Below are 19,991 nucleotides of genomic sequence, written 5' to 3'. Positions count from 1 at the left end.
AAAAATCGAAAATCAGTCCGAAGCTTGTGTCAGCCGTTCCACAAGCCGATGTACAGGCAGCACCTGATCGGCGCGAATCGAACAATCCCCCGGTTCTTCCAGGCTGCTGAGAAAATGCTGAACCACTCCGGCAAAGCCCCGCCGATGCAGAATCGTATCCCAGCTTCCGAAGCCGACATGCTGTGGCTCATGGGAACGCTCTGAAAGGATGAGCGATTCCATATTGAGCACCTCGGCAGAACGATAGGCCCCATGCAGCTCCAGCTTTTCCAGATCGGCCCCTGCACGGCGTACCATACTGAACTGTCCAAGTCGTTCTGGGCCAGTATGGGCTTGTGCTATTTGTTCTTCTAATGATTTGTCCGCTTGCGCATTGGTGAATAGTAAATTCCCCGCTCCAACCAGCAGCTTACCTGTCTCATCCACACGCTCGTAATAATGCCCGATCTCAGCCAGATCTCCACCGAGCCAGAGCAGCAAATCAAGCATATGAATCAAATCGTCATACAACGTATGCCTGGCACTGTGCGCCTGAAGCTTGGTTCGTTGCTTTTGGACTACAGATAGCTCAAAGCCCCCAGCCTCTTCAAGCCACGTACGTGCTTTCATATACATCGGGGCAAACCTGCGGTTAAAGCCTACCGCGAGCAATACGCCCTGCTCCTGGGCGTAGGCAGCCATGGCCTCCGACTCGTGCAGCTCATAGGAGAGCGGTTTATCGACATAAACGGCTATTCCTCTTTGCAAACAAGTCATTACCACTTCATAATGGGTTTCCGTCGGGCTATGTATAAATACAGCATCAGGTCTGGCCTCCAGCAGTCTTTCCAATGAATAAAACCGTCCGCTAATCCGATATTGATCGGCAATCCGATTCACCGTAGCTTCGGTACGGCTGGTGACGCCTATAAGCTCGACCTGCTCGTGAGCAGCTAACAGCGGCAAATATACTTTTTGGGCAATATCGCCTAAACCGATTAAACCTATTCTTTTTTTCATCTATCGGCCTCCGTACTCTGATATAAAATCATTATTATAATGCTGAACATAAAAGCAGCAACTATGTTAAAAAGCAGTTATGAAGAAACTACTATTTAACTTGTCGCCTGTCTTATGGTAAAATAGGAGTAGTGTGTCGATTTATCAATTTATATTTCATCTGGGGGATTGCTGGTTCCATGTCAAAAAAGCAAAAATGGAGTTTGGTTGGATCTATTTTATTGTTCGTCGCCCTTCTTGGTTTGGCCCTGTTATTTGAATCCGAGCTTTTCATATATGCAGCAAGTGCGATTCCGATTCTCATTGTGATGGTACTGCCCGATATTAGACAGAACCAATATGTTCAACGAACCAAGAGTGAAAAAGGTATTCAGGTATACAAGGTTGCCAATGAAGAGGATCCGCTGCTCGTTATTTCCTTTCAGCCAGGCTTTGTACGCTGGCACTGCCGAAAGCTGTATATCGATTTAAATGAACTGCATGCCGAGCCTATTGATGTGCTGCCTGCAGCCGAAGACGCAGCATCGATACCCGTACTTTCGTTCGATCTGTCCGCGCATCCACGCCGCACCGGCTGGTTCGGTATCGATCTTGCCCAATTATCGCAACGGACGGTGAATCTTTCTTATACTACTCAGGAAGTGAATCGCTTTATCATTCAAATGAAAGATCTTGAAGCGATTGCCCTGCTGATGATGGCTTCAGCCACACCTTTGGTTGCAAGCAAAAGCAGCAGCAAAAGCAACAGCCTGTCAGCTTAAGCCGCTCTGCTTGCTTGAAGGCTACAATCAAGACTTGCACAGCCAATGCGCCAGTGTGCGAACCATCGCGCCGGTCCCTCCCTTGGGTTCCGTCCCGCGCTCGTTCCACAGCCAGGCTGTGCCGCCAGTGTCCAGATGCAGCCAAGGTACATTACCGGCAAAAAATCCAATAAACAGTCCACCTGTTATGCTGCCCGCCCATCTATCGCGCGAGGCAGCATTTTTGATGTCTGCCACATCGCTTTTGAGCATGTCATGGTATTCCGGATAGTTCGGGAATGGCCATACCTTTTCTCCCGCTTGTTTGGCTGCGTTCAAAATTTCCTGCTGCAGCTCCTCATTGTTCGCTATCGCACCGGTTGCCACATCCGCGAAGCTAACCAGCACGGCTCCTGTCAAGGTCGCGATATCCACAATCCGCTTCGCACCAAGCTGCAGCGCGTAATGAACACCATCCCCTAACACGACACGTCCTTCCGCATCGGTATTCAATATTTCCACGGTATGCCCGCTCATCATCTTAATCACATCACCCGGTTTAAAAGCGCTGCTTGAAGGCATATTCTCTGCAGAAGGTATCACAATTTGCAGATTCAGCTTCGGCTTTAATCGGCCGATGACATGCAGCAGCCCAAGCAGCACAGCGGCACCGCCCATATCGCTGATCATTTCTTCCATACCGTCCGGCTTCTTCAGTGAAATGCCTCCGGTGTCGAACGTAATCCCTTTGCCAACCAGTCCAATCACTTCACTTGAAGCATCGGCTCCCTCATAACGAATGGCAATCATTCGCGGCGGATTGGCACTGCCCTTGCCTACGGCATGAAGGCCGCCCATGCCGTGCTCAACGATTTGGGCCTCGTCCAGCACCGTGCAGGACATGCCATAATGGGAGGCCAGCCGTGCGGCCTCCTGGGCCAGTGTATCCGGCACAAGCACATTGCCGGGCAGGTTGGTCAGATCGCGCGCATATTGCGTCGCGATCGCGAAAGCTCGCGCAGCTGCCAGTGGCTGCGCAAACGTCTCGACTGCGCTGCCGCAGCCCGCCGCCTCGAGTGTCGCCTGATCGATGATCAGGGCGACCTCGCGAAGCGCGGTCCGGGGCGGCTGCGCAGTCGCAGCGGCATAGCTCGGCATGCGGTAGCCGCCGAGCAAGAGCCCTTCCGCCAGCGCGTGGACACGCTTGCGCAGGTTTACAGCCGCGTTAGCGCCCGCATCGCTGGCGCTCGCTTCACGCGGCAGCGCCACGGCGAGCCGCTCAAGCCCGCGGTCCAGCGCTGCGCGGACCGCGTATACGCCGGCGTCACGCCAGGCGTCAGCGCCGCCAGCCGCGGCGCCAAGGCCGCTCAGCACCAGCGAGCGGCAAGACAGCAGGCCAAGCGTCGGTATGACCTCCGTCTGGCCAAGACCAGCCGCGAACAGCCCTCGTTCGCGCAATCCCTGAACCTCGGCTGCCAGCGATGCAGGCAGCCTCAAGCTCCACGCCGCGTCGTCCAGCTCCGCCGGCGTTAGCAGCAGCACCAACGCATCAGCTTCCGTGACGGTATCCGGTATCATCAGAGCAGCATCTTCAATTGCATCCTGTACGACCATATGTATATGCGTTTCCAGCTCATTCTTTAACAATTGCTGCACATCCATAAGCGATAGCCCCCATAGGTTCCCATAATTAATCATTCACCACACGAACAGCTTAGGCTCCAAAGTAAGAGGCAGACTCCATGACGACCTTACGCATCGGCAGATGGTAAGGACATTTTTCCTCGCACAGAGGCCGCTCCTTACAGGGCTCATAATCGGCACAGGACATAATATTCCCCTTCTGCCGTTCATAAAATCCATCACCCTTAGGCAGCAAGCCAAATGTGTTACGAATCTGGCTGGATATCATAATATCAGGAATCGTTACGCCTATCGGACAAGAGCAATAGTTACAGCGGCGGCAGTTATGGCTGCCCAGCTCTGTAGCCAGATTTTCCAATTCAACACGCTCGGCATCTCCAACCTCAAGCTCAAAAGCCGCGAGATTCTGCTTCACCTCATCCACACTGATCATACCTGATATAATGACATCTACATTTTGACTGTATGGATAACGCAGAGCCTTTTCAACAGGTTGAATAAATCCACCCGATAATGGCTTCATCGCAACTTTGCCCATGCCCATCTTTGTTGCCATTGGAATCAGCTCGTCAAGAGAAAAAGGTTGTGCCAGATTTAAATGAAACAAGACCTGGGCAAACTGCCCTTTGCTGATCCACTTGGCCAGCAGCTCAGGACGATGCCCGGTAATCCCGATGTGACGTACCTTGCCTTTGGCCTGCATCTCCAAGGCTGCCTCATATGCACCTTCATTTTGCATCGCTGCCTTATATTCACTTACATAATTCACATAATGAATTTGAAGCAGGTCAATCACATCGGTCTTCAGTCTGACAAGGCTTCGCTCGATTTCTTCCTTGGCCTCGGCATAGCTTCTTTTGTTCGTTTTGGTTGCCAAAAAATATTCATCGCGGCGATGCGAAATACTTTCCCCGATAATTTCCTCGCTATTGCGGTAGCCGGCAGCTGTATCGATATAATTAATCCCATGATCAAGCGCATAATTGAGTGTTTCCCTTGCCTGCTCCAATGGAACTCCTGGCAAATTCATCGCTCCGAAACCTAATGCAGACACCTTGAACCCCGTTTGACCGAATGTACTGTATCTCATTGCTCTGTTCCTCCTCCGCTCTCTCCCTATGATTCTCCCATCTGATCTCCTTGATATTATAGAACAACAGACCATAAAAAAACAGCCTATACGGTCTCCCGCACAAGCTGCTCACCTATACCATGTAGAGGTTCTTACCCTTACACTACCTTATCTTTTAGTGGAATCGTCCCGCTTGGAATCATCCGTTTTGGTAGAATCAGTGTCCTTCTTGCTATCACTATCTTTCTTGCTGTCACTGTCTTTCTTACTGTCATCCGTTTTTTTGGTACTGTCTGTCTTCTTATCATCCTCGTTCGTTTTCTTATCCTGTTCTTTCTTCTTCTCTTCCTGCTTTTTGAGGTCATCCTCACGTTTTTTCTGATCCGCCAGACGCTTGGCTTCCTCACGCTTACGATCCTCTTCGGCCAGCCTTTTTTTCTCGTCGGCCTTTTGAAGATCATCGGACTTTTTTACATCATCATCTTTTTTCTTGTCATCATTTTTTTTATCATCGTTCTTTTTGTCATCATCGGCCTTATCGTCATCTTTTTTCTTGTCATCGTCCTTCTTTGGGTCGGACTTGCTGCTGTTGTCACCCGGACGGGCTGCACCTGAATTTGTCCCTGCCGGCTTGGCTCCACCGGTTATTGACGCGGGTATGTTCGGTTTGATCACAGGCGTTGACGGTTTTTTGTCATCCTTGTGATCGTCGTTTTTATCGTCTTTTTTATCCTTCGTGTTGTTCGAATTCGTATTCGTATTCGTATTGTTGTTTTTATTATTATTGTTACTACTGTTGTTGTTATTGTTGTTATTGTTGTTATTACTGCTGTTATTGCTGCTGTTCCCACTACTGCCTATACCGTTGGCATTCGAATTGCCGGACTTCTTGGGATCATTTTTGTTCGTATTATTATTTTTGTCGTTATTTTTGGCGAGCTGCTCTTTCTTTTTATCGTCCAGCTTCTTATCCAATTCTCCCGACTTCTCTTCTTCGACCAGTTTCTTCATTGATTCCTTTGTTGGTACCTTGTTAGGCTGAATAACCGCAGATTGTTTATCTACGTTGTCCTTCGCGTTATCCTTGACGATCTGATGTATCGATTCTTTCTTCAAGTCATCGACCGTCACTGCTACCCCATTATTTTTGGCATTCAAATAAACCGAGTATTTCCCCATTGAAACCCCACTCTTGTTCGCTTCTTCACGAACCTCCTGAGGTGCTGCAAACGCTTCTACCTGATAAGCATTGACTTGCTCAGGATGGGTTTGCTTGATGTGATCGGTTACCTGCTGACGCAGTTTTTCAGCGATTTTCGTGTCATCCACGGTGCTTTTCTCAAGGACGACCGTGCTTGCGATTACAATATCCCCTTCACCCTTGGCTAGCGACTTCTCCTCCGCTTTGTTCAAAAGCGAAGCTGTAACGGTTTCGAGCGTCAGACCCTTAAAATTCATCGCTTCAATCAGTTCCGTCCCATCATTATTTAAGCCGCGAAGCTCGAGCACCTGTTCCTTTTCATCGATGCCCATTTCTATTGAGGGATTAATGTCGAGCGATACATAAGCAACGACCTCGGAGCTGCCAATTTTGCCTGCGAAGCTGGCCATAACAACCAGGCAAAACACAACTGCCGCTACTACTGCTGAGCGGCCGGCTATAGACGGACTTGCCCATTTGAGTCTGGTGTCAGCATAGATAATTTCTTCACCCAGTTGGCAGGAATGCCGTTGACGCGAGATTTTATCGAATCTGCCGTCTTCACGCATCACAATAATGTATTTGTCCGTCAGCTCCATGACGATGCCTTTATTCATGCTACTCTCCCCCTTTGTTGGATTCCTCTTTGATATGCAAATAATCACGGAGGTATGGATAAGGCCCGTTATAAATTAAGGCTACAGCAATAATGAACTTACGATTTCGTTCCAGTGTTTTGCGTGAGACGGTGACGATGCCCATTAACTCCTTGATAGGCAGTACACGCTTGGAGAGCATAGCCCCCATAAATTCAGCGTTCTCCGACAGCTGCTTGCCAATGGCAAACAAAGCTTGTCTGGAATCATCATGCTTCGGAGAGGCATCAACCAAATCCGAAAAATGAACACCAAAATCAGCCAAACACCGATTCAAATCCATAATTTCGCTGCCCCGCTCCTCCATGCCTTTTTGTTTTTCATACTGCTCCATCGCCTGATGGATTTCAACCGGATTGATGATGTTATCCTCTTCATCCTCCACATCAAACGTACTATACGGCAGCTGCTGTGAAAATCGCTGCTCCTTACGCACATAATCAATCAGTCGCCGACGAATGACCTGCTCGGAAAATCCGAGAAACGAACGTCCGGACTCGGTTGAAAACTGATTGATCGCCTCATTAAAGGCACCTAAAGCAATACTGAACTCATCATCTCTTGCAGGATCTACATAACGCTTGCAAAAACGGCTTGTTACCTTAGCAACATACGGTTGATAGTCCGTAATAAATTGGTTGCGAAGCCGTAAATCACCCTCTTGAATTCGAATCACCAATTGTTCAGGCGGTTGTGGTTCCGCAGAATCCGGGTGGGGAGATTGACGTTTTCCAAGAAATTTCTTAAATAAAACGAGCAGCAATCTTTTCCACCTCACACTATATAATTTCGTTATTAGGACGTAGGTTAGGGGGGTCGGGATAGGACTTATTTCACAAAATATTACAGCTATTTTAAAGCCTTATCCTATTCATTTTCCTACTATAATCATCCCTGGTTTTCATGCAAACAAATAAACGTCCCCCTATTAGAGACGTTGGTTTGTGCCAATATGTTGTGCTTGACCCTTCCAAACTTCTCCCGATAGGGAGTGTCCCCGAGGACTAAGCATACGCCTCCTAAGAAAGCTTGATGCTACGCCCTGTATCTGGACTCCAATTATTATACGGATACACTTGTTCTTCCTTGTATACCCGGTTCATTTTCAGGTCACACTTATCTGTTGGATATGGACGGGATGCCATACTACTCCGTTCCGGGGCGCTTCCATCTCTTACGGGGCATACCAATAAGGGTTTAAACGGCTCCTTTGGACGTCTTTTTACCATTCAGCTTGGCTTTGCGCTTGCTTAAGGTATTGAGCCGCTTCTTAAGCTGTTCTTCCCATTCGTTATCCTTCAGCTCCTTGGCTACGATCAGCAGATCCAGAGACATATCAATCTGGCAGCGAACGACATCCATCGGGTCCTCATCTTCATTATTGACACAATTCTCATATAATTCCGCTTGACTGCGGTTATCTACATATTCATGAAAATCCACCTCGGACGCACCATCTCCATGCGCGTATTCGGCCAAAATCCCATATTCGCTTTCAACCAGATGATGTACTTCCACACGATGACAAACCGGGCAAAACAATATCGGTACGTTATGAATTTGCGTTCTGATATACTTAAGTGTTCCTTTAGTTCCAATCATACTGGCGCCGCAGCAAAAACTCATAATTTCACGCCTCCTCATTTAGCCTGCAAAAGCGATACTCTACACTATATTCGACCTTCAGTCCTATAAATCCTCTTTTTTGAGCAGGACAAAACCATTGAAACGTTTTCACAGCAGCCCTACTATCCATTCTAAAGGAGAATGACCATGCATAAACTCAACTATATTAACGAAATTCGGTTGCTCCATGTCATGAACATGCCAATAAACTTTTTATGTGCTTAGAGGGTTCATATTCATTTTGAGGGAGTGGGTTACATGCAGCATATTCCAATCAGCTCCAAGCAAATTGCTTTTATCCGCTACGATGACCAAGCTGCGCAGATGCATATTCAATACCATACCGGAGTAACCAAAGTGTGTGAAGGCATTCATCAGGATCAGGTCCAGCGGCTTCTGCTTTCCGGAAATTCCTACGACTTTATAATGGAGTTAACCCGTATGCCTGATGAACCGGCACAGCAATCATAACTACCAGGAATCTCCGCTTTCGGGCTGGAGATTTCTTTTTGCCCGGGTATTTTACCGTTATTTGGTATCGATCCTTGAAAATTTATGCAAAAAAATGACACGTATCCGCTTTCATTGAGGCCGCGGGATTGACCGTCCATAAAGAAAAAGGTACTCTAGGGAAAGAAGTAAACTCCAGCTAGAGGGAAGGATGTGGGTGGATGCCGCGCCAATTAGTCATCGGGAACGGAAAGTTTTTGATCAACCTGGATAATCATACTTACATGCGAGATTTGTATTATCCCTACGTGGGGCAATTGAACCATGTTGGTGGTTATCAATGCAGAGTAGGCATATGGGTCGATGGTGACTTTGCTTGGCTCAGCGATCCTGAATGGGATTTCAAGCTGTCTTATGTGGAAGAATCCCTGATTACAGAAGTAACAGCCACACACCCCCGCTTGGGTATTACCTTATTGATCAACGATGGTGTCCATCAACGCGAGGATATTTATTTAAAAAGAATCAATATCCACAACAACCGGGATACCGTACGCGAGGTTCGCGTCTTTTTCAATCAGGATTTGGTCATTAACGAAACTGAGGTTGGCGATACCGCTGCCTATTACCCTGCTAACAACACCGTTTTTCATTATAAAAAAGATAAATATTTTATGTTCAGCGGTACTACTGGCCCTGATGGCATCTATCAATACACGACAGGTGTCAAACGGTTCTACAATGCCGAGGGAACCTGGCGGGATGCGGAAGACGGTCATTTGATGGGCAATGCCATTGCGCAGGGCTCTGTCGACAGCACGATAAGCTTCAAGTTGCACGTTCCCCCGAATTCCGATGAAACGATGTATTATTGGATGACTGCCGGCAAAAACCTTGAGGAAGTCAAAAAGCTGGATGGCTACGTAAAAGACAGCCACCCCGGCAAGCTGCTGGATCGCATTAAAGTGTACTGGCAGCGTTGGGTGAACAAATCGGAGCAGGATTACGGTGATTTGCCTGCCGAGGTTATCCGCATGTACAAGCATAGCCTACTGATTGTCCGTACTCAGACGGACGTCAACGGAGCGATTATCGCAGCTAATGATTCTGACATCATGCACAGCAATCGTGATCATTACAGCTACATGTGGCCAAGAGACGGCGCATTGATCGCTTACGCCATGTCGATGGCCGGCTATCAGGGTATGATCACACCGTTTTTCCATTTCTGTGCCAACGTGCTGTCGCCGGAAGGTTACCTGCACCATAAATACAACCCCGATGGAACCGTAGGCTCCAGTTGGCATCCTTATATTCATGCCGGTAATGAGCAGCTTCCTATTCAGGAGGATGAAACCGCGCTTGTTCTGTTCGCGCTCTGGAAAGATTTTGAGAAGCATGGCGTGCTTGAGCTGCCGCAGTCATTGTATCGGACTTTGATCCGCCGCGCGGCACGGTTTATGTCCAGCTACATTGATCAGGATTTGAATCTGCCTAAGCCCAGCTACGATTTATGGGAGGAAAGGTACGGTATATTTACATTTACGACCTCGGCAGTTTATGGCGGTTTAATCGCTGCTGCCAACTTCTGCAGCCTGTTCGGTGACGAGGAGCGCAGCAGCCGCTACCGACACACGGCTGAACGGATCAAATCAGGCATAATCAAGCATTTGTGGGATGAAGAAGAGCAGCGTTTCGTCCGCGGCATGCATCAGGAAAACGAACAATGGGTCAAGGACTTGACTTACGAGAGCAGTGTCTACGGTATTTTCGAATTTGGAGTGCTGCCGGCTGATGATGAACGTGTCGTCAAAACGATGCAAGCCAACAAAGAAAAGCTGACGATCAAAACCGATATCGGCGGCGTAGCCCGTTACTATCACGATTACTATTTCCAACGCTCCTCCGATATCGAAAAGGTACCCGGTAATCCGTGGATTATCTGTACGCTGTGGATTGCCGAATGGGAGATCGAATGTGCGAAGTCGTTAGCCGAGCTGGAAGCTCCGCGCCGCACACTCGAATGGGTTGTCAAGCATGCGATTGAGAGCGGAATTTTACCTGAACAGCTGGATCCATTCGATGGAGGCCCGGTTTCGGTAGCACCGCTTACCTGGTCACATGCAACCTATGTACTGACTGTCGTGAAATACAGAGAGAAATTTAAAAAGCTATCCGAAAAATAAAAACAAGGAACTCAGGGATCTTGCCCTCGGTTCCTTGTTTTTATTTGGTTCGATAGTTTGCAATCATGCCTGCGGATGTTCCTTCAATCGATTAATCAGATGCTCGTCAATATTGATGTCTGCCAACCCCATAGCTATCAACACCGCACCCATAGTCGGTGATAGTGCTGGTTCCTTGACATGATAACGCCGGATTGTCTCGCTCCGCAGCTCCTTATTTATCCTGGCGGCTATGTAGTCGCTTTGTGCAACGCTGCCGATTAATGTTACAGGTATGGTCTCTGCGGAAAAGCTGGTGCCAATCAAACGAATTCCGATGCTGATATCACGAGCCGCATTATCGCATACCGAGCAAGCTAGCGGTATTCCTTGCAGCGCTGCTTCTGTGATGAGAGGTGCCATTCCGCCGAAGCGGTGGTTCCTCACTTTGGAATCGGTAATGAAACCGTTCTTGGCGAGCTTTGCCAAATCCATGATTTGTCCCACTTGCCAATACATTAAGATCTGATCAATCAGCACCTGATCCTCTTTCAACACATCTCCGGCAATCATCCTGAACATGGTATTATAGGCTAAATGCCGAGCGGCTGTAGCTGCATAATGATGATATTCATAATTACGTACATGCTCCCCAGCTTCATTAATCCCGAACACTACAGAGCCCGTTCCGCATATCACTATAATCCCAGTTTGATTACGCAAAGCGCCTATGTGTGCTATAACGGCATCATTAACTGCCTTCCGAGGACAGACCAAACCGTTCTGATTTATGTATTGCTCTGCCCATATTGCATCCTCTGGCCTGTCATATCCCGCAAATCCTGCGGTCAGACCGACTACATCCTGCGGTGAGCAACCCGCCTCCGCTATGACAGCTGCTATTGCACCTTGAACGTTCTCTCTAGCATCCGGATTGTGATTAGGATTAGCGCCTCCGCGTTCAACATAAGCAACCACCCGTCCAGTCACATCTACAGCTATGGCTCTGGTGTGACTGCCTCCTCCGTCCAAGCCGACAATAATTTTCATTTGAACCTCCTAAGAGCTTCCGCAGGAAGCTTACTTCGTAAGCAAACTCACCTTTTTATGATCGTATGTAAGTATCCTGATACTTGTCATAATCCCATAGCTGCTCAAGCTCTGCCTCATCAGCAACTTCGATAACAATCATCCAGCCACCTTCATAGGGCGCGATGTTGATCGCTCCGGGATCCTTTTGAAGCTTACGGTTAATGTCCACGACTTTGCCCGATAGAGGCGCATACATTTCCGATACGGTTTTGATGGATTCCATACTGCCAAACGGTTCGCCTGCTTTCAACAGATCGCCGACCTCTGGAAGCTCCACGAATACGATCGTACCCAACTCCTCCTGGGCAAAATCCGTCATGCCAATCACAGCCAAATTCCGCTCGACACGAACCCACTCGTGATTCTCGCTGTATTTCAAGGTTTGTTCGATTTCCACTATGTTGTTCCTCCTAAAAGTATTGCGAAGCAAAAATGACTTCGTAAGCGTAAGCCGCTTCCTATAAGAAAACCTTTATCGAGGCCTTTCAAAGATGAGCGACCGCGGTTCAGAGGTATGTTTTCTTGAAACATAAGAATCCTTCAGCTTCGCTGAAAACGTATACATTCTTATCTCTTAACAAAAATCCCTTTAGCTGCAGTATAGCAGACTAAAGGGATTTTTTGAATGATGAGGAAGTAAGTCCGAATCGTAAGCTTACTTGGCAACCAGATGCTTGTCGCCTTTTTTCCAGTTCATCGGGCACAAACCACCGGATTGAAGAGCTTCCAGTACACGGAAAGTTTCTTCAACGCTACGGCCTACATCATTATGGTTAACTACTTGATATTTCAATTCGCCTTCTGGGTTGATGATGAATAGACCACGAAGCGCGATACCTTCTTCTTCGATCAAAACGCCATAATCGCGTGCAACCTTTTTCGTAATATCCGCACCCAATGGGAAATTCAACTTGCCAAGACCATTGCTGTCCACTGGTGTGTTGATCCAAGCGCGGTGGGAATGAATGCTGTCAATGGATACACCTAATACATCAGTATCCAATTTTTTGAAGTCTTCATAAGCATGGCTCAGAGCTGTAATTTCCGTTGGGCATACAAATGTGAAATCGAGTGGATAGAAGAACAATACCAACCATTTGCCTTTGTAATCGGATAAAGAAGCTTTACCGAACTCAGCACCATCACCTGATACGGTTTCTAGCGTAAAATCAGGAGCTTGCTTACCTACTAAACGTTCTGCCATCTTCTTATTACCTCCCGGAATTGTATGATTTTTTCACTTAAAATCGTAACATTTGACCTGTTCAAAGTCAATATTAAAACGATTATTATTTTATAATTATTACAATCTGTGACATAAATTATTTTCTGATTGCGTTGATGATCAAATCACCCATTGCTGTTGTACCAATCGCTTTGCTCTTATCGACTGCAATATCACCTGTACGGTGTCCTGCATCCAGAACTTCTTTAACTGCGCGTTCGATAGCTTCAGCAGCATCATGGTAGCCAAACGTCAAACGGAACATCAAGGCAACGGAAAGCACGGTTGCGATCGGATTGGAAATGCCTTGACCTGCGATATCAGGAGCGGAGCCATGTACCGGCTCGTACAAACCGAACGCACCCTCACCCAACGAAGCGGAAGACAACATACCGATTGAACCCGTCAGCATAGCTGCTTCATCACTCAAAATATCGCCAAACATATTTTCCGTCACGATAACATCAAAGCTTGAAGGACGACGCAGCAGCTGCATGGCACAGTTATCAACCAGGATGTGCTCCAGCTCTACATCTGGATAGTCAGCGGAAATACGATTAACGGTCTCTCTCCATAGACGGGATGTTTCAAGAACATTCGCTTTATCAACCGAAGCCAGTCTTTTGCTGCGGGTTTGGGCGATTTCGAACGCTTGACGGGCAATACGCTCAATTTCCATTACGTTATATGCACAAGTATCTACTGCTTCCTCACCGTTTGCACTTTCGCGACGGAATTTCTCACCAAAATAAATCCCACCTGTTAATTCACGAACTACGATCAGGTCCGTTCCTTCCAGAACCTCCGGCTTCAAAGTGGAAGCATCCTTCAAACAGTCGAAAATAACTGCAGGACGAATGTTCGAGAACAAGCCAAGCTCCTTACGAATACCCAAAAGTCCTGTTTCCGGACGCAATTCCTTCGAGTTATTATCCCATTTTGGACCGCCTACGGCACCCAAAAGCACAGCGTCCGCTTTTTTACAAAGCTCCAAGGTTTCCTGCGGAAGCGGAGTTCCCTTTTCATCGATTGCGATACCACCGAATAAACCATGCTCCGTTTCAAAACGGTAGCCAAATACTTCCTCGGTTTTTTTCAATACTTTTAATGCTTCGGCAACAACCTCAGGTCCGATACCGTCTCCAGCGATTACTGCGATTTTTTTAACATCTGCCATTGTAGGTTCACTCCCATATTTCATGTATTATACTCTTCTTTGTACCATATTCAGCCCTCTATTACAAAGATATAAAAGCTATGATCTTCATAGGTAAAAACAATGAGTCTGTAAATGACCAAAATAAAAAACCAAACAGCGCAATGATGTTTGGTTTTCCTTAACAATCTATGTTCCTGCGTATCCGCCTTGCTTCTCAACCCAAATTCCAAGCCTCATGAATTTTGGGAACATCCGAGATCAGCTGTTGGGTATACTTATGCTGGGGATTCAGAATCACCTTCTCCGCATTGCCGCTTTCCACGATTTTACCTTTCTCCATAATATAGATAGTGTCACTTACGTAATAAGCCAGTCCGACGTCGTGGGTAATGAAAATGATCGTCATATTGTTTTCATTACGCAGCTTCATCAGCATGTCGAGAATCGTGGAGCGGGAACAAGCGTCCACCATCGATGTGGGTTCGTCGGCGATTAACACTTTGGGATGCATCATGAAAATCCTGGCGATCATGAGACGCTGCATTTGACCCCCTGAGAGCTCAAACGGATATTTATTATACAATTCCTCAAATTTCAGATTGACGAAGGAACAAGCCTCTTTCATTTTCAAAAATTGCTCATCCTTCGATAGCTTTAACCCTTGCAATTTGATACAGTCCATTAATAATTTATCGACCTTATGAAAAATATTGAAGGAAGAGAACGGATCCTGGAAAATCGCCTGGATGTCTTTCCAATACTCTTTCCTGTCCCTATGGCTTTTAAGCTTTCTTGGCTTGCCTTTGTATTCGATTTCACCGCTGGTTTCCTTCAATAGACCCATAATCACCTTGGCCAATGTCGTTTTCCCGCTGCCGCTTTCCCCAACGATGGAAATAATTTCACCTTCATGGAATTTAAAGCTGACGTCATTGACGGCCGTTGTCTTGTTTAATCCATAGCCAAACACCTTGCTCATATGGGTGCCACTGATCAGGACCTTATTCCGAATCATTATGCGATCACTCCCTTGACTTCCTGCTCGTCTTCATACCACTTGCGCAAAGTCTTGGCATCGTAAATACAGCGATAAATACGCTCATCCACGATTTTATTATCAATCTTGCCTTCTTTGCATTCTCTTGTTGCGTAAGTGCAGCGTTCAGCGAACCGGCAGCCTGGAGGCACATTTTTCAGATTCGGCGGTGCTCCTGGAATCGCTTCAAGCTTATGGCCCTTCATCCCCTCTTCAGGAACGATGATCGAGCCCATCAGCTTTTTCGTATAGGGATGCAAAGGATCGAATACCATTTGCTTGGCAGTGCCTCTCTCAACGATTTCTCCAGCGTACATCACAACAATATCGTCCGTCACATGATACAACAAGGGCAATTCATGGGTGATGAACACGAGAGATCGAATAAACTTTTTGTCCAACAAGTCCTTCATCAGCTTGATGACGGCCTTCTGTGACGTTACATCAAGCGCTGAGGTCGGTTCGTCGGCAATGAGCACCTTTGGATTGAGAATCGATGAAATAGCGATGACAGTTCTTTGCTTCATGCCGCCGGACAATTCATTGGGATACGAATTCAACACCTTGGACGTCAGATTCAAGGTTTCGAATCGTTCAGCAGCCATGTCCCAAACCTGCTTCTTGGATAATTCCGGCCGATGCACCTTCATCATATCTTCAATGAAACGAATAATCTTAAGTGTAGGATTCAACGCATTCATAGCAGCTTGGGGGATATAAGCGATTTCTCTTCCCAATACCTGTGTCCGCAGCTGGCTTGTGTTCAGCTTTGTAATGTCGGTTCCATCAATAATAATCGAGCCGCTGTTATAGTTAAGCGGTGGCAAATACATACCCATCAAGCTTAAGGCCAAGGTCGATTTACCGCACCCTGACTCCCCAGCGATTCCCAGTGTTTTACCATCCTCCAGCACAAAGTCAACTCCGTCAACAGCATACACATTTTCTTTAAGCCGGGTTTTATAATAGGTTTTGAGACCCTTTACTTCCAGAATATTGTTATTCATGGCCCGTCAGCTCCTTATCTTGGGATTGAAAATTTCGTCCATCCCTGTATTCATCATAAAAAGCGAAAAGGTAATGATCGCAATGGAAAAAGCAGCCGGGATGAACGCCCACCACGCTCCAGCCACCGGAGCTTCAAAGGTCAATGCCCAGTTCATGATGATGCCAAGCGAAATCGTATTGTAGGGTCCAAGTCCCAGCATGGAGATGGAAGCCTCCGACAAAATCCCGGATGCCGTCTGCAGGACGAAAGCCATCACCACATAAGACGCGATATAAGGAAGAATTTCAAAAATGATAATCCGCGGTGTGCTATGACCGGAAATTTTGGCTATATTCACATGATCCCTATTTCTTAATGAGCTGGTTTGCGCACGAACTGCTCTAGCTGTCCAGGGCCAGCTCGTAATCCCGATAATGATTGCGGTGACCAGCGAGCTTCGTGAATTGATGCTTACGGAAATCAGAATCAATATAATAAAAGAAGGAATAACGATAAAAATATTGGTGACAGCCGTGAGGATATTATCGACCAAACCACCGATATACCCCGCTAGCAATCCCATAATCAGCCCAATTACCGTAGCGCAGATACCGGCGATCAGACCTACACGCACAGAGGTCCGAATACCGTACATGAGCTCCAGAAATAAATCTCGCCCAAAATTATCCGAGCCAAGGAGCAGCTTGGAATCAGGAGGCTGGAAAGCCATAGCCATCATTTCCAACGGATCGTTTCTGTTGATTAATGGATAGATGAGGACAAGGGCAAGCATCAACAGCAAGGCACTGGTGCCAAAAACAAACTTAGGCGACTTCAACAATATTTTCACAGAATGATTCATCTTAATTTTCCTCCATTTGAGCCGCCTTGATTCTGGGGTCAACAATACCATACACGATCTCTATCAGGAAGTTCGCCACCAGGACCGTAAAGGCAATAATTAAGGTACAGCCGGAAATTAACGGATAATCCAATTGCCGGATCGCAGTAAACAGCCAGGTTCCAATGCCCGGATAGCTGAACACAATTTCACAAATCAATGATCCGCCGACCATCGTTCCTATCGACAGAGCCAATCCGGTTATTTGGGGCAGCATCGCATTCTTGAATACATATTGGGCGATTTTGGAATCGCGAATGCCTAATAATTTGCTATAAAGGACATAATCAGCATTCAACTCATAAATGGACATTTCTCTCATACCTATTGCTTGACCGCCAATGGTAACCAATACAATCGACAGAAAAGGAAGCGTGTGATGTCGAATCACGGAGCCGATAAAATCCCAGCTTAACCGAGGGATCATCTGGAAATCATATCCTCCCGATAAAGGAAACCATTTGAGATTAAGTGCAAAAACATAGAGCATAATGATGGCCAGCGTAAAGAAAGGAATCGAGTTGACAAACAGCGCGATCGGAAAGAGTGCTTTGTCGAAAACGCCTTTTTTATAAGCTGCAACAGCTCCAAGAATATTGCCGATAATCCATCCAGTCAGGATCGCCGGAAGCTGCAGTGCCAAGGTCCATGGAATGGCGGATGCCAAAATATCGGTTACTTTTTTCGGATAAAGCCCAAACGAGGTGCCCAAATTACCGGTAAGCAGATTTTTAACGTAGATCAGAAACTGTGTACCCAGAGGCTTATCGATGCCGAATTCAATCGTAAAGGTTTCATATACCTTTTTGATGCTGTCACTGTCCGTCATGCCCTGCGTCATTTGTGAGGCGATGCTGCTGATCGGGTTTCCCTGTACCAGTCTTGGCAAAACAAAGTTCAACGTAACCGCGATAACTAGGGTAAGAAAATACCAGAAAAACTTATTGATAAAATACTTGGTGTAAGCGTTCACATTTTACACGCTCCTCAGCAGATGTTATTCATATAGGGACCGGTTAGAAAGAAGCCTATATTCGGGTTGTTCAACCAAATATAGGCCCCCAGCTTTATGATGTTGCCACAAACCTATTCAACGATTAGTTGTGAATTTGATACAGCGCTTTGATACCGGCCCCGTCGATCGCGATTTGCGGAGGAATGTTAGAACCATCCCCTTGGGAAGGGAATCCTTTCCATATCGATTCGTTAACGGTATGGAACACCCACGGTCTGTACATCAAAGGAATCGATGGAATGTCTTTGAGCCAGATCTTGGTAAGCTCCGTATACAGAGCCTTGACTTGAGCCTCATCCGAGATCGTTGGGATTTTGTCGATAATTTGATCCGCCTGTTCGTTTTTATAACGTCCCCAGTTCCAGAACGCCATTTCGCCAGCTGCTGCTACACCTTTGGAATACATAATCGTTCTTGCACGGTTCCACGGTTGGCTCGGGCTGATTCCCCCCGCTGGTGTATTCATGATAATATCGAATTTACCCGTTTGCAGATCGTTATTCCACACAGGCTGTTCCGGGAATTTGGTTCTAATTTCAATACCAATCGCTTTCGCATTTTGCGCGACAATCTCGAGCGATGCGTTCCAGTCCGACCAGCCGTAAGGACACTCCACATCGTACGGTCCAAGTCGGGTTCCGTCCAGTACACGAATGCCATCCGCACCTTTTTTGGCGCCGATTTTATCCAGCAGCGCATTCGCCCCAGCTACATCCGTTGTCCATTGGAGTGACTTGATCGCGTCCTGATCGACATATTTCTTCTCGGCATCCGAATCCAATGTGATCGATGGCTTCATGGCAGAAGAATAACCACTCATCGCCAGATCGGATACCTTTTTATAGTCGATTGCCATCGCAATGGCTTTTCTTACATCCACATTGTCGAGACCTTTTTTCGACATATTGAAGAAAATCGAAGGTATCGAGCCCGGCAAATAATAAGGAGCATCCTTCATGTAGGTTTTGACGGGAGCCCCATCCTTCCACATGTTCCAAACCTGAGGAATGAACTGCTGGGATACGTCAACCTGACCGCTTTTGAAAGCCAGATCGCCTGCAGCATTATCCTTGTAAATCACGTGAGTGATATACTTCGGTGCAGCCAGCTTTCCGCCGAACAGCGCCTTACCCCAGTAATTATCGTCTCTGGCAACAGTGATCTTCTGGTCGTTGTAGAAATACATTTTATAAGGTCCGGTACCTACAGGGCTTGCATTGAATTCTTTCCGGATCGTTGCCAGATCATTATTCGATTTCTTTTCAATCTCCTCCCAGATATGCTTAGGAAGCATCGGGATCAGATCAATACTGTCCAGTACCGTAAGCTTGTTAGGATTGTCTTTCTTTAGCTTAATATTGAAAGCATTCGGACCGTCGGCAGTAACGTCCTCCAGGAATGTCCAAAAGCTGCTCCAGTTCACCTGATACTTCTTGCCAAGCATATACGTATAGACAGCGTCATCGGAGGTAAATGGCTTCCCGTCGCTCCACTTGGCATCCTTATTCAACTCGACCTTCATCGTAAAATCATCTGTCCAGGTATATTTGGTTCCAAGCAAGGGCTCGAGCTTGCCATCAAGCATGTTGATCATAAACAAGGTTTCGTAGATCAGTTCCCGGGAGTTGCCGTAGTTGATCGGAAAGGCAGGATTACCGCTCAATAAATTGAAGTTGGTTGGCGCCCCCCATTGCAGACCATTAATGTACAAAGTCTCATTTCTTGGCGTTTCCTTGGCATCCCCGCTTGGAGCTGCTGCTGCAGGCGCAGGTGGTGTGACCGCCGGTGTTGCGGGTTTAGCGGGTTCCTGCTTGACAGGCTGGTTCATAGCCGCTGGTGGTGGTGTGGCCGAACTACAGCCTACCAATAGAGCTGGCGTGAGTACGAATGCACAGATCAAGCTGGACATTTTGTTGAGCCTCATTGTTTTCCCCTCCGTACCTAAGTTTTGAAAGCGCTGTTAATTCCAAATATGATTTTTAATGTCATATTATTGCTTTCTCTGTTATTGTACGTGACCCC

18 protein-coding genes are annotated in these 19,991 nt (G+C 46.9%); 3 read left to right on the top strand and 15 right to left on the bottom strand.

Going from position 1 to position 19,991, the window contains the following annotated elements; translation table 11 throughout:
• Positions 1-12: 12 nt before the first annotated feature.
• Positions 13-999, bottom strand: a complete 987-nt coding sequence (locus tag BK127_RS09080; RefSeq protein WP_076229721.1) for a Gfo/Idh/MocA family protein — start codon at positions 997-999, stop codon at positions 13-15.
• Between the two features lie 179 nt (positions 1,000-1,178).
• On the opposite strand from BK127_RS09080, the gene BK127_RS09075 reads away from it, so the two are divergent.
• Entirely contained in the window at positions 1,179-1,760 is a 582-nt protein-coding gene (locus BK127_RS09075; protein WP_076229720.1) for a hypothetical protein, read from the top strand.
• 27 nt (positions 1,761-1,787) lie between these two features.
• On the opposite strand, the gene BK127_RS09070 is transcribed toward BK127_RS09075, so the two are convergent.
• The 5 genes from BK127_RS09070 to BK127_RS09050 form a co-directional block, all read right to left on the bottom strand.
• Positions 1,788-3,317 carry a leucyl aminopeptidase gene (locus BK127_RS09070; RefSeq protein ID WP_076229939.1) on the bottom strand — a complete coding sequence of 510 codons (1,530 nt, stop codon included), beginning with the start codon at positions 3,315-3,317 and terminating at the stop codon, positions 1,788-1,790.
• Between the two features lie 136 nt (positions 3,318-3,453).
• Positions 3,454-4,473: an aldo/keto reductase gene (locus tag BK127_RS09065; RefSeq protein ID WP_076229719.1), complete on the bottom strand. Its 1,020-nt coding sequence runs from the start codon at positions 4,471-4,473 to the stop codon at positions 3,454-3,456.
• 150 nt (positions 4,474-4,623) lie between these two features.
• Positions 4,624-6,273, bottom strand: coding sequence for an anti-sigma-I factor RsgI family protein (locus BK127_RS42965; protein WP_076229718.1), 1,650 nt, complete (start codon positions 6,271-6,273; stop codon positions 4,624-4,626).
• A 1-nt stretch (position 6,274) separates the two neighbouring features.
• On the bottom strand, positions 6,275-7,075 hold the full coding sequence (gene sigI, locus BK127_RS09055) for an RNA polymerase sigma factor SigI (RefSeq protein ID WP_076229717.1): 801 nt from the start codon (positions 7,073-7,075) through the stop codon (positions 6,275-6,277).
• A 434-nt stretch (positions 7,076-7,509) separates the two neighbouring features.
• Positions 7,510-7,938 carry a hypothetical protein gene (locus tag BK127_RS09050; RefSeq protein WP_076229716.1) on the bottom strand — a complete coding sequence of 143 codons (429 nt, stop codon included), beginning with the start codon at positions 7,936-7,938 and terminating at the stop codon, positions 7,510-7,512.
• Positions 7,939-8,196: 258 nt separating this feature from the next.
• Between BK127_RS09050 and BK127_RS09045 the strand changes: the two genes are divergently transcribed.
• A complete protein-coding gene (locus tag BK127_RS09045) occupies positions 8,197-8,409 on the top strand; it encodes a hypothetical protein (protein ID WP_076229715.1) in 213 nt (70 codons plus the stop codon).
• A 200-nt stretch (positions 8,410-8,609) separates the two neighbouring features.
• The gene (locus BK127_RS09040) at positions 8,610-10,574 is read left to right on the top strand and encodes a glycoside hydrolase family 15 protein (RefSeq protein ID WP_076229714.1); all 1,965 of its coding nucleotides are present in this window, start codon (positions 8,610-8,612) and stop codon (positions 10,572-10,574) included.
• A 63-nt stretch (positions 10,575-10,637) separates the two neighbouring features.
• On the opposite strand, the gene BK127_RS09035 is transcribed toward BK127_RS09040, so the two are convergent.
• From BK127_RS09035 to BK127_RS08995, 9 genes are all read right to left on the bottom strand, one after another.
• On the bottom strand, positions 10,638-11,603 hold the full coding sequence (locus BK127_RS09035; protein ID WP_076229713.1) for an N-acetylglucosamine kinase: 966 nt from the start codon (positions 11,601-11,603) through the stop codon (positions 10,638-10,640).
• Between the two features lie 55 nt (positions 11,604-11,658).
• The gene (gene gcvH, locus BK127_RS09030; RefSeq protein ID WP_076229712.1) at positions 11,659-12,042 is read right to left on the bottom strand and encodes a glycine cleavage system protein GcvH; all 384 of its coding nucleotides are present in this window, start codon (positions 12,040-12,042) and stop codon (positions 11,659-11,661) included.
• A gap of 258 nt (positions 12,043-12,300) precedes the next feature.
• Positions 12,301-12,849 carry a peroxiredoxin gene (locus BK127_RS09025; protein WP_076229711.1) on the bottom strand — a complete coding sequence of 183 codons (549 nt, stop codon included), beginning with the start codon at positions 12,847-12,849 and terminating at the stop codon, positions 12,301-12,303.
• 118 nt (positions 12,850-12,967) lie between these two features.
• Positions 12,968-14,047, bottom strand: a complete 1,080-nt coding sequence (gene leuB / locus BK127_RS09020; protein ID WP_076229710.1) for a 3-isopropylmalate dehydrogenase — start codon at positions 14,045-14,047, stop codon at positions 12,968-12,970.
• Between the two features lie 196 nt (positions 14,048-14,243).
• Positions 14,244-15,044 (bottom strand): ABC transporter ATP-binding protein, encoded by an 801-nt coding sequence (locus BK127_RS09015; RefSeq protein WP_076229709.1) that lies wholly within the window; start codon positions 15,042-15,044, stop codon positions 14,244-14,246.
• The gene (locus tag BK127_RS09010) at positions 15,044-16,072 is read right to left on the bottom strand and encodes an ABC transporter ATP-binding protein (RefSeq protein WP_076229708.1); all 1,029 of its coding nucleotides are present in this window, start codon (positions 16,070-16,072) and stop codon (positions 15,044-15,046) included. The genes BK127_RS09015 and BK127_RS09010 overlap by 1 nt, the downstream gene beginning before the upstream one ends.
• A gap of 6 nt (positions 16,073-16,078) precedes the next feature.
• Complete coding sequence (locus BK127_RS09005) at positions 16,079-16,915, bottom strand: ABC transporter permease (protein ID WP_076229707.1); 837 nt, start codon at positions 16,913-16,915, stop codon at positions 16,079-16,081.
• A gap of 1 nt (position 16,916) precedes the next feature.
• The gene (locus BK127_RS09000) at positions 16,917-17,927 is read right to left on the bottom strand and encodes an ABC transporter permease (RefSeq protein ID WP_076229706.1); all 1,011 of its coding nucleotides are present in this window, start codon (positions 17,925-17,927) and stop codon (positions 16,917-16,919) included.
• 124 nt (positions 17,928-18,051) lie between these two features.
• Positions 18,052-19,893 carry an ABC transporter substrate-binding protein gene (locus BK127_RS08995; protein ID WP_076229705.1) on the bottom strand — a complete coding sequence of 614 codons (1,842 nt, stop codon included), beginning with the start codon at positions 19,891-19,893 and terminating at the stop codon, positions 18,052-18,054.
• Between the last annotated feature and the right edge of the window lie 98 nt (positions 19,894-19,991).

The sequence above is a fragment of the Paenibacillus sp. FSL H7-0331 genome (assembly GCF_001956045.1).
The sequence above is the reverse complement of the archived record's forward strand: the minus strand, read 5'-3'. Positions and strand labels throughout refer to the sequence as shown.

Excerpts from the sequence above, each read along its gene's own strand:
- BK127_RS09080 (WP_076229721.1), bottom strand. The coding sequence starts at position 999 with ATGAAAAAAAGAATAGGTTTAATCGGTTTAGGCGATATTGCCCAAAAA.
- BK127_RS09075 (WP_076229720.1), top strand. The coding sequence starts at position 1,179 with ATGTCAAAAAAGCAAAAATGGAGTTTGGTTGGATCTATTTTATTGTTC.
- BK127_RS09070 (WP_076229939.1), bottom strand. The coding sequence starts at position 3,317 with ATGATACCGGATACCGTCACGGAAGCTGATGCGTTGGTGCTGCTGCTA.
- BK127_RS09065 (WP_076229719.1), bottom strand. The coding sequence starts at position 4,473 with ATGAGATACAGTACATTCGGTCAAACGGGGTTCAAGGTGTCTGCATTA.
- BK127_RS42965 (WP_076229718.1), bottom strand. The coding sequence starts at position 6,273 with ATGAATAAAGGCATCGTCATGGAGCTGACGGACAAATACATTATTGTG.
- BK127_RS09050 (WP_076229716.1), bottom strand. The coding sequence starts at position 7,938 with ATGAGTTTTTGCTGCGGCGCCAGTATGATTGGAACTAAAGGAACACTT.
- BK127_RS09045 (WP_076229715.1), top strand. The coding sequence starts at position 8,197 with ATGCAGCATATTCCAATCAGCTCCAAGCAAATTGCTTTTATCCGCTAC.
- BK127_RS09040 (WP_076229714.1), top strand. The coding sequence starts at position 8,610 with ATGCCGCGCCAATTAGTCATCGGGAACGGAAAGTTTTTGATCAACCTG.
- BK127_RS09035 (WP_076229713.1), bottom strand. The coding sequence starts at position 11,603 with ATGAAAATTATTGTCGGCTTGGACGGAGGAGGCAGTCACACCAGAGCC.
- BK127_RS09025 (WP_076229711.1), bottom strand. The coding sequence starts at position 12,849 with ATGGCAGAACGTTTAGTAGGTAAGCAAGCTCCTGATTTTACGCTAGAA.
- leuB (WP_076229710.1), bottom strand. The coding sequence starts at position 14,047 with ATGGCAGATGTTAAAAAAATCGCAGTAATCGCTGGAGACGGTATCGGA.
- BK127_RS09015 (WP_076229709.1), bottom strand. The coding sequence starts at position 15,044 with ATGATTCGGAATAAGGTCCTGATCAGTGGCACCCATATGAGCAAGGTG.
- BK127_RS09010 (WP_076229708.1), bottom strand. The coding sequence starts at position 16,072 with ATGAATAACAATATTCTGGAAGTAAAGGGTCTCAAAACCTATTATAAA.
- BK127_RS09005 (WP_076229707.1), bottom strand. The coding sequence starts at position 16,915 with ATGAATCATTCTGTGAAAATATTGTTGAAGTCGCCTAAGTTTGTTTTT.
- BK127_RS08995 (WP_076229705.1), bottom strand. The coding sequence starts at position 19,893 with ATGAGGCTCAACAAAATGTCCAGCTTGATCTGTGCATTCGTACTCACG.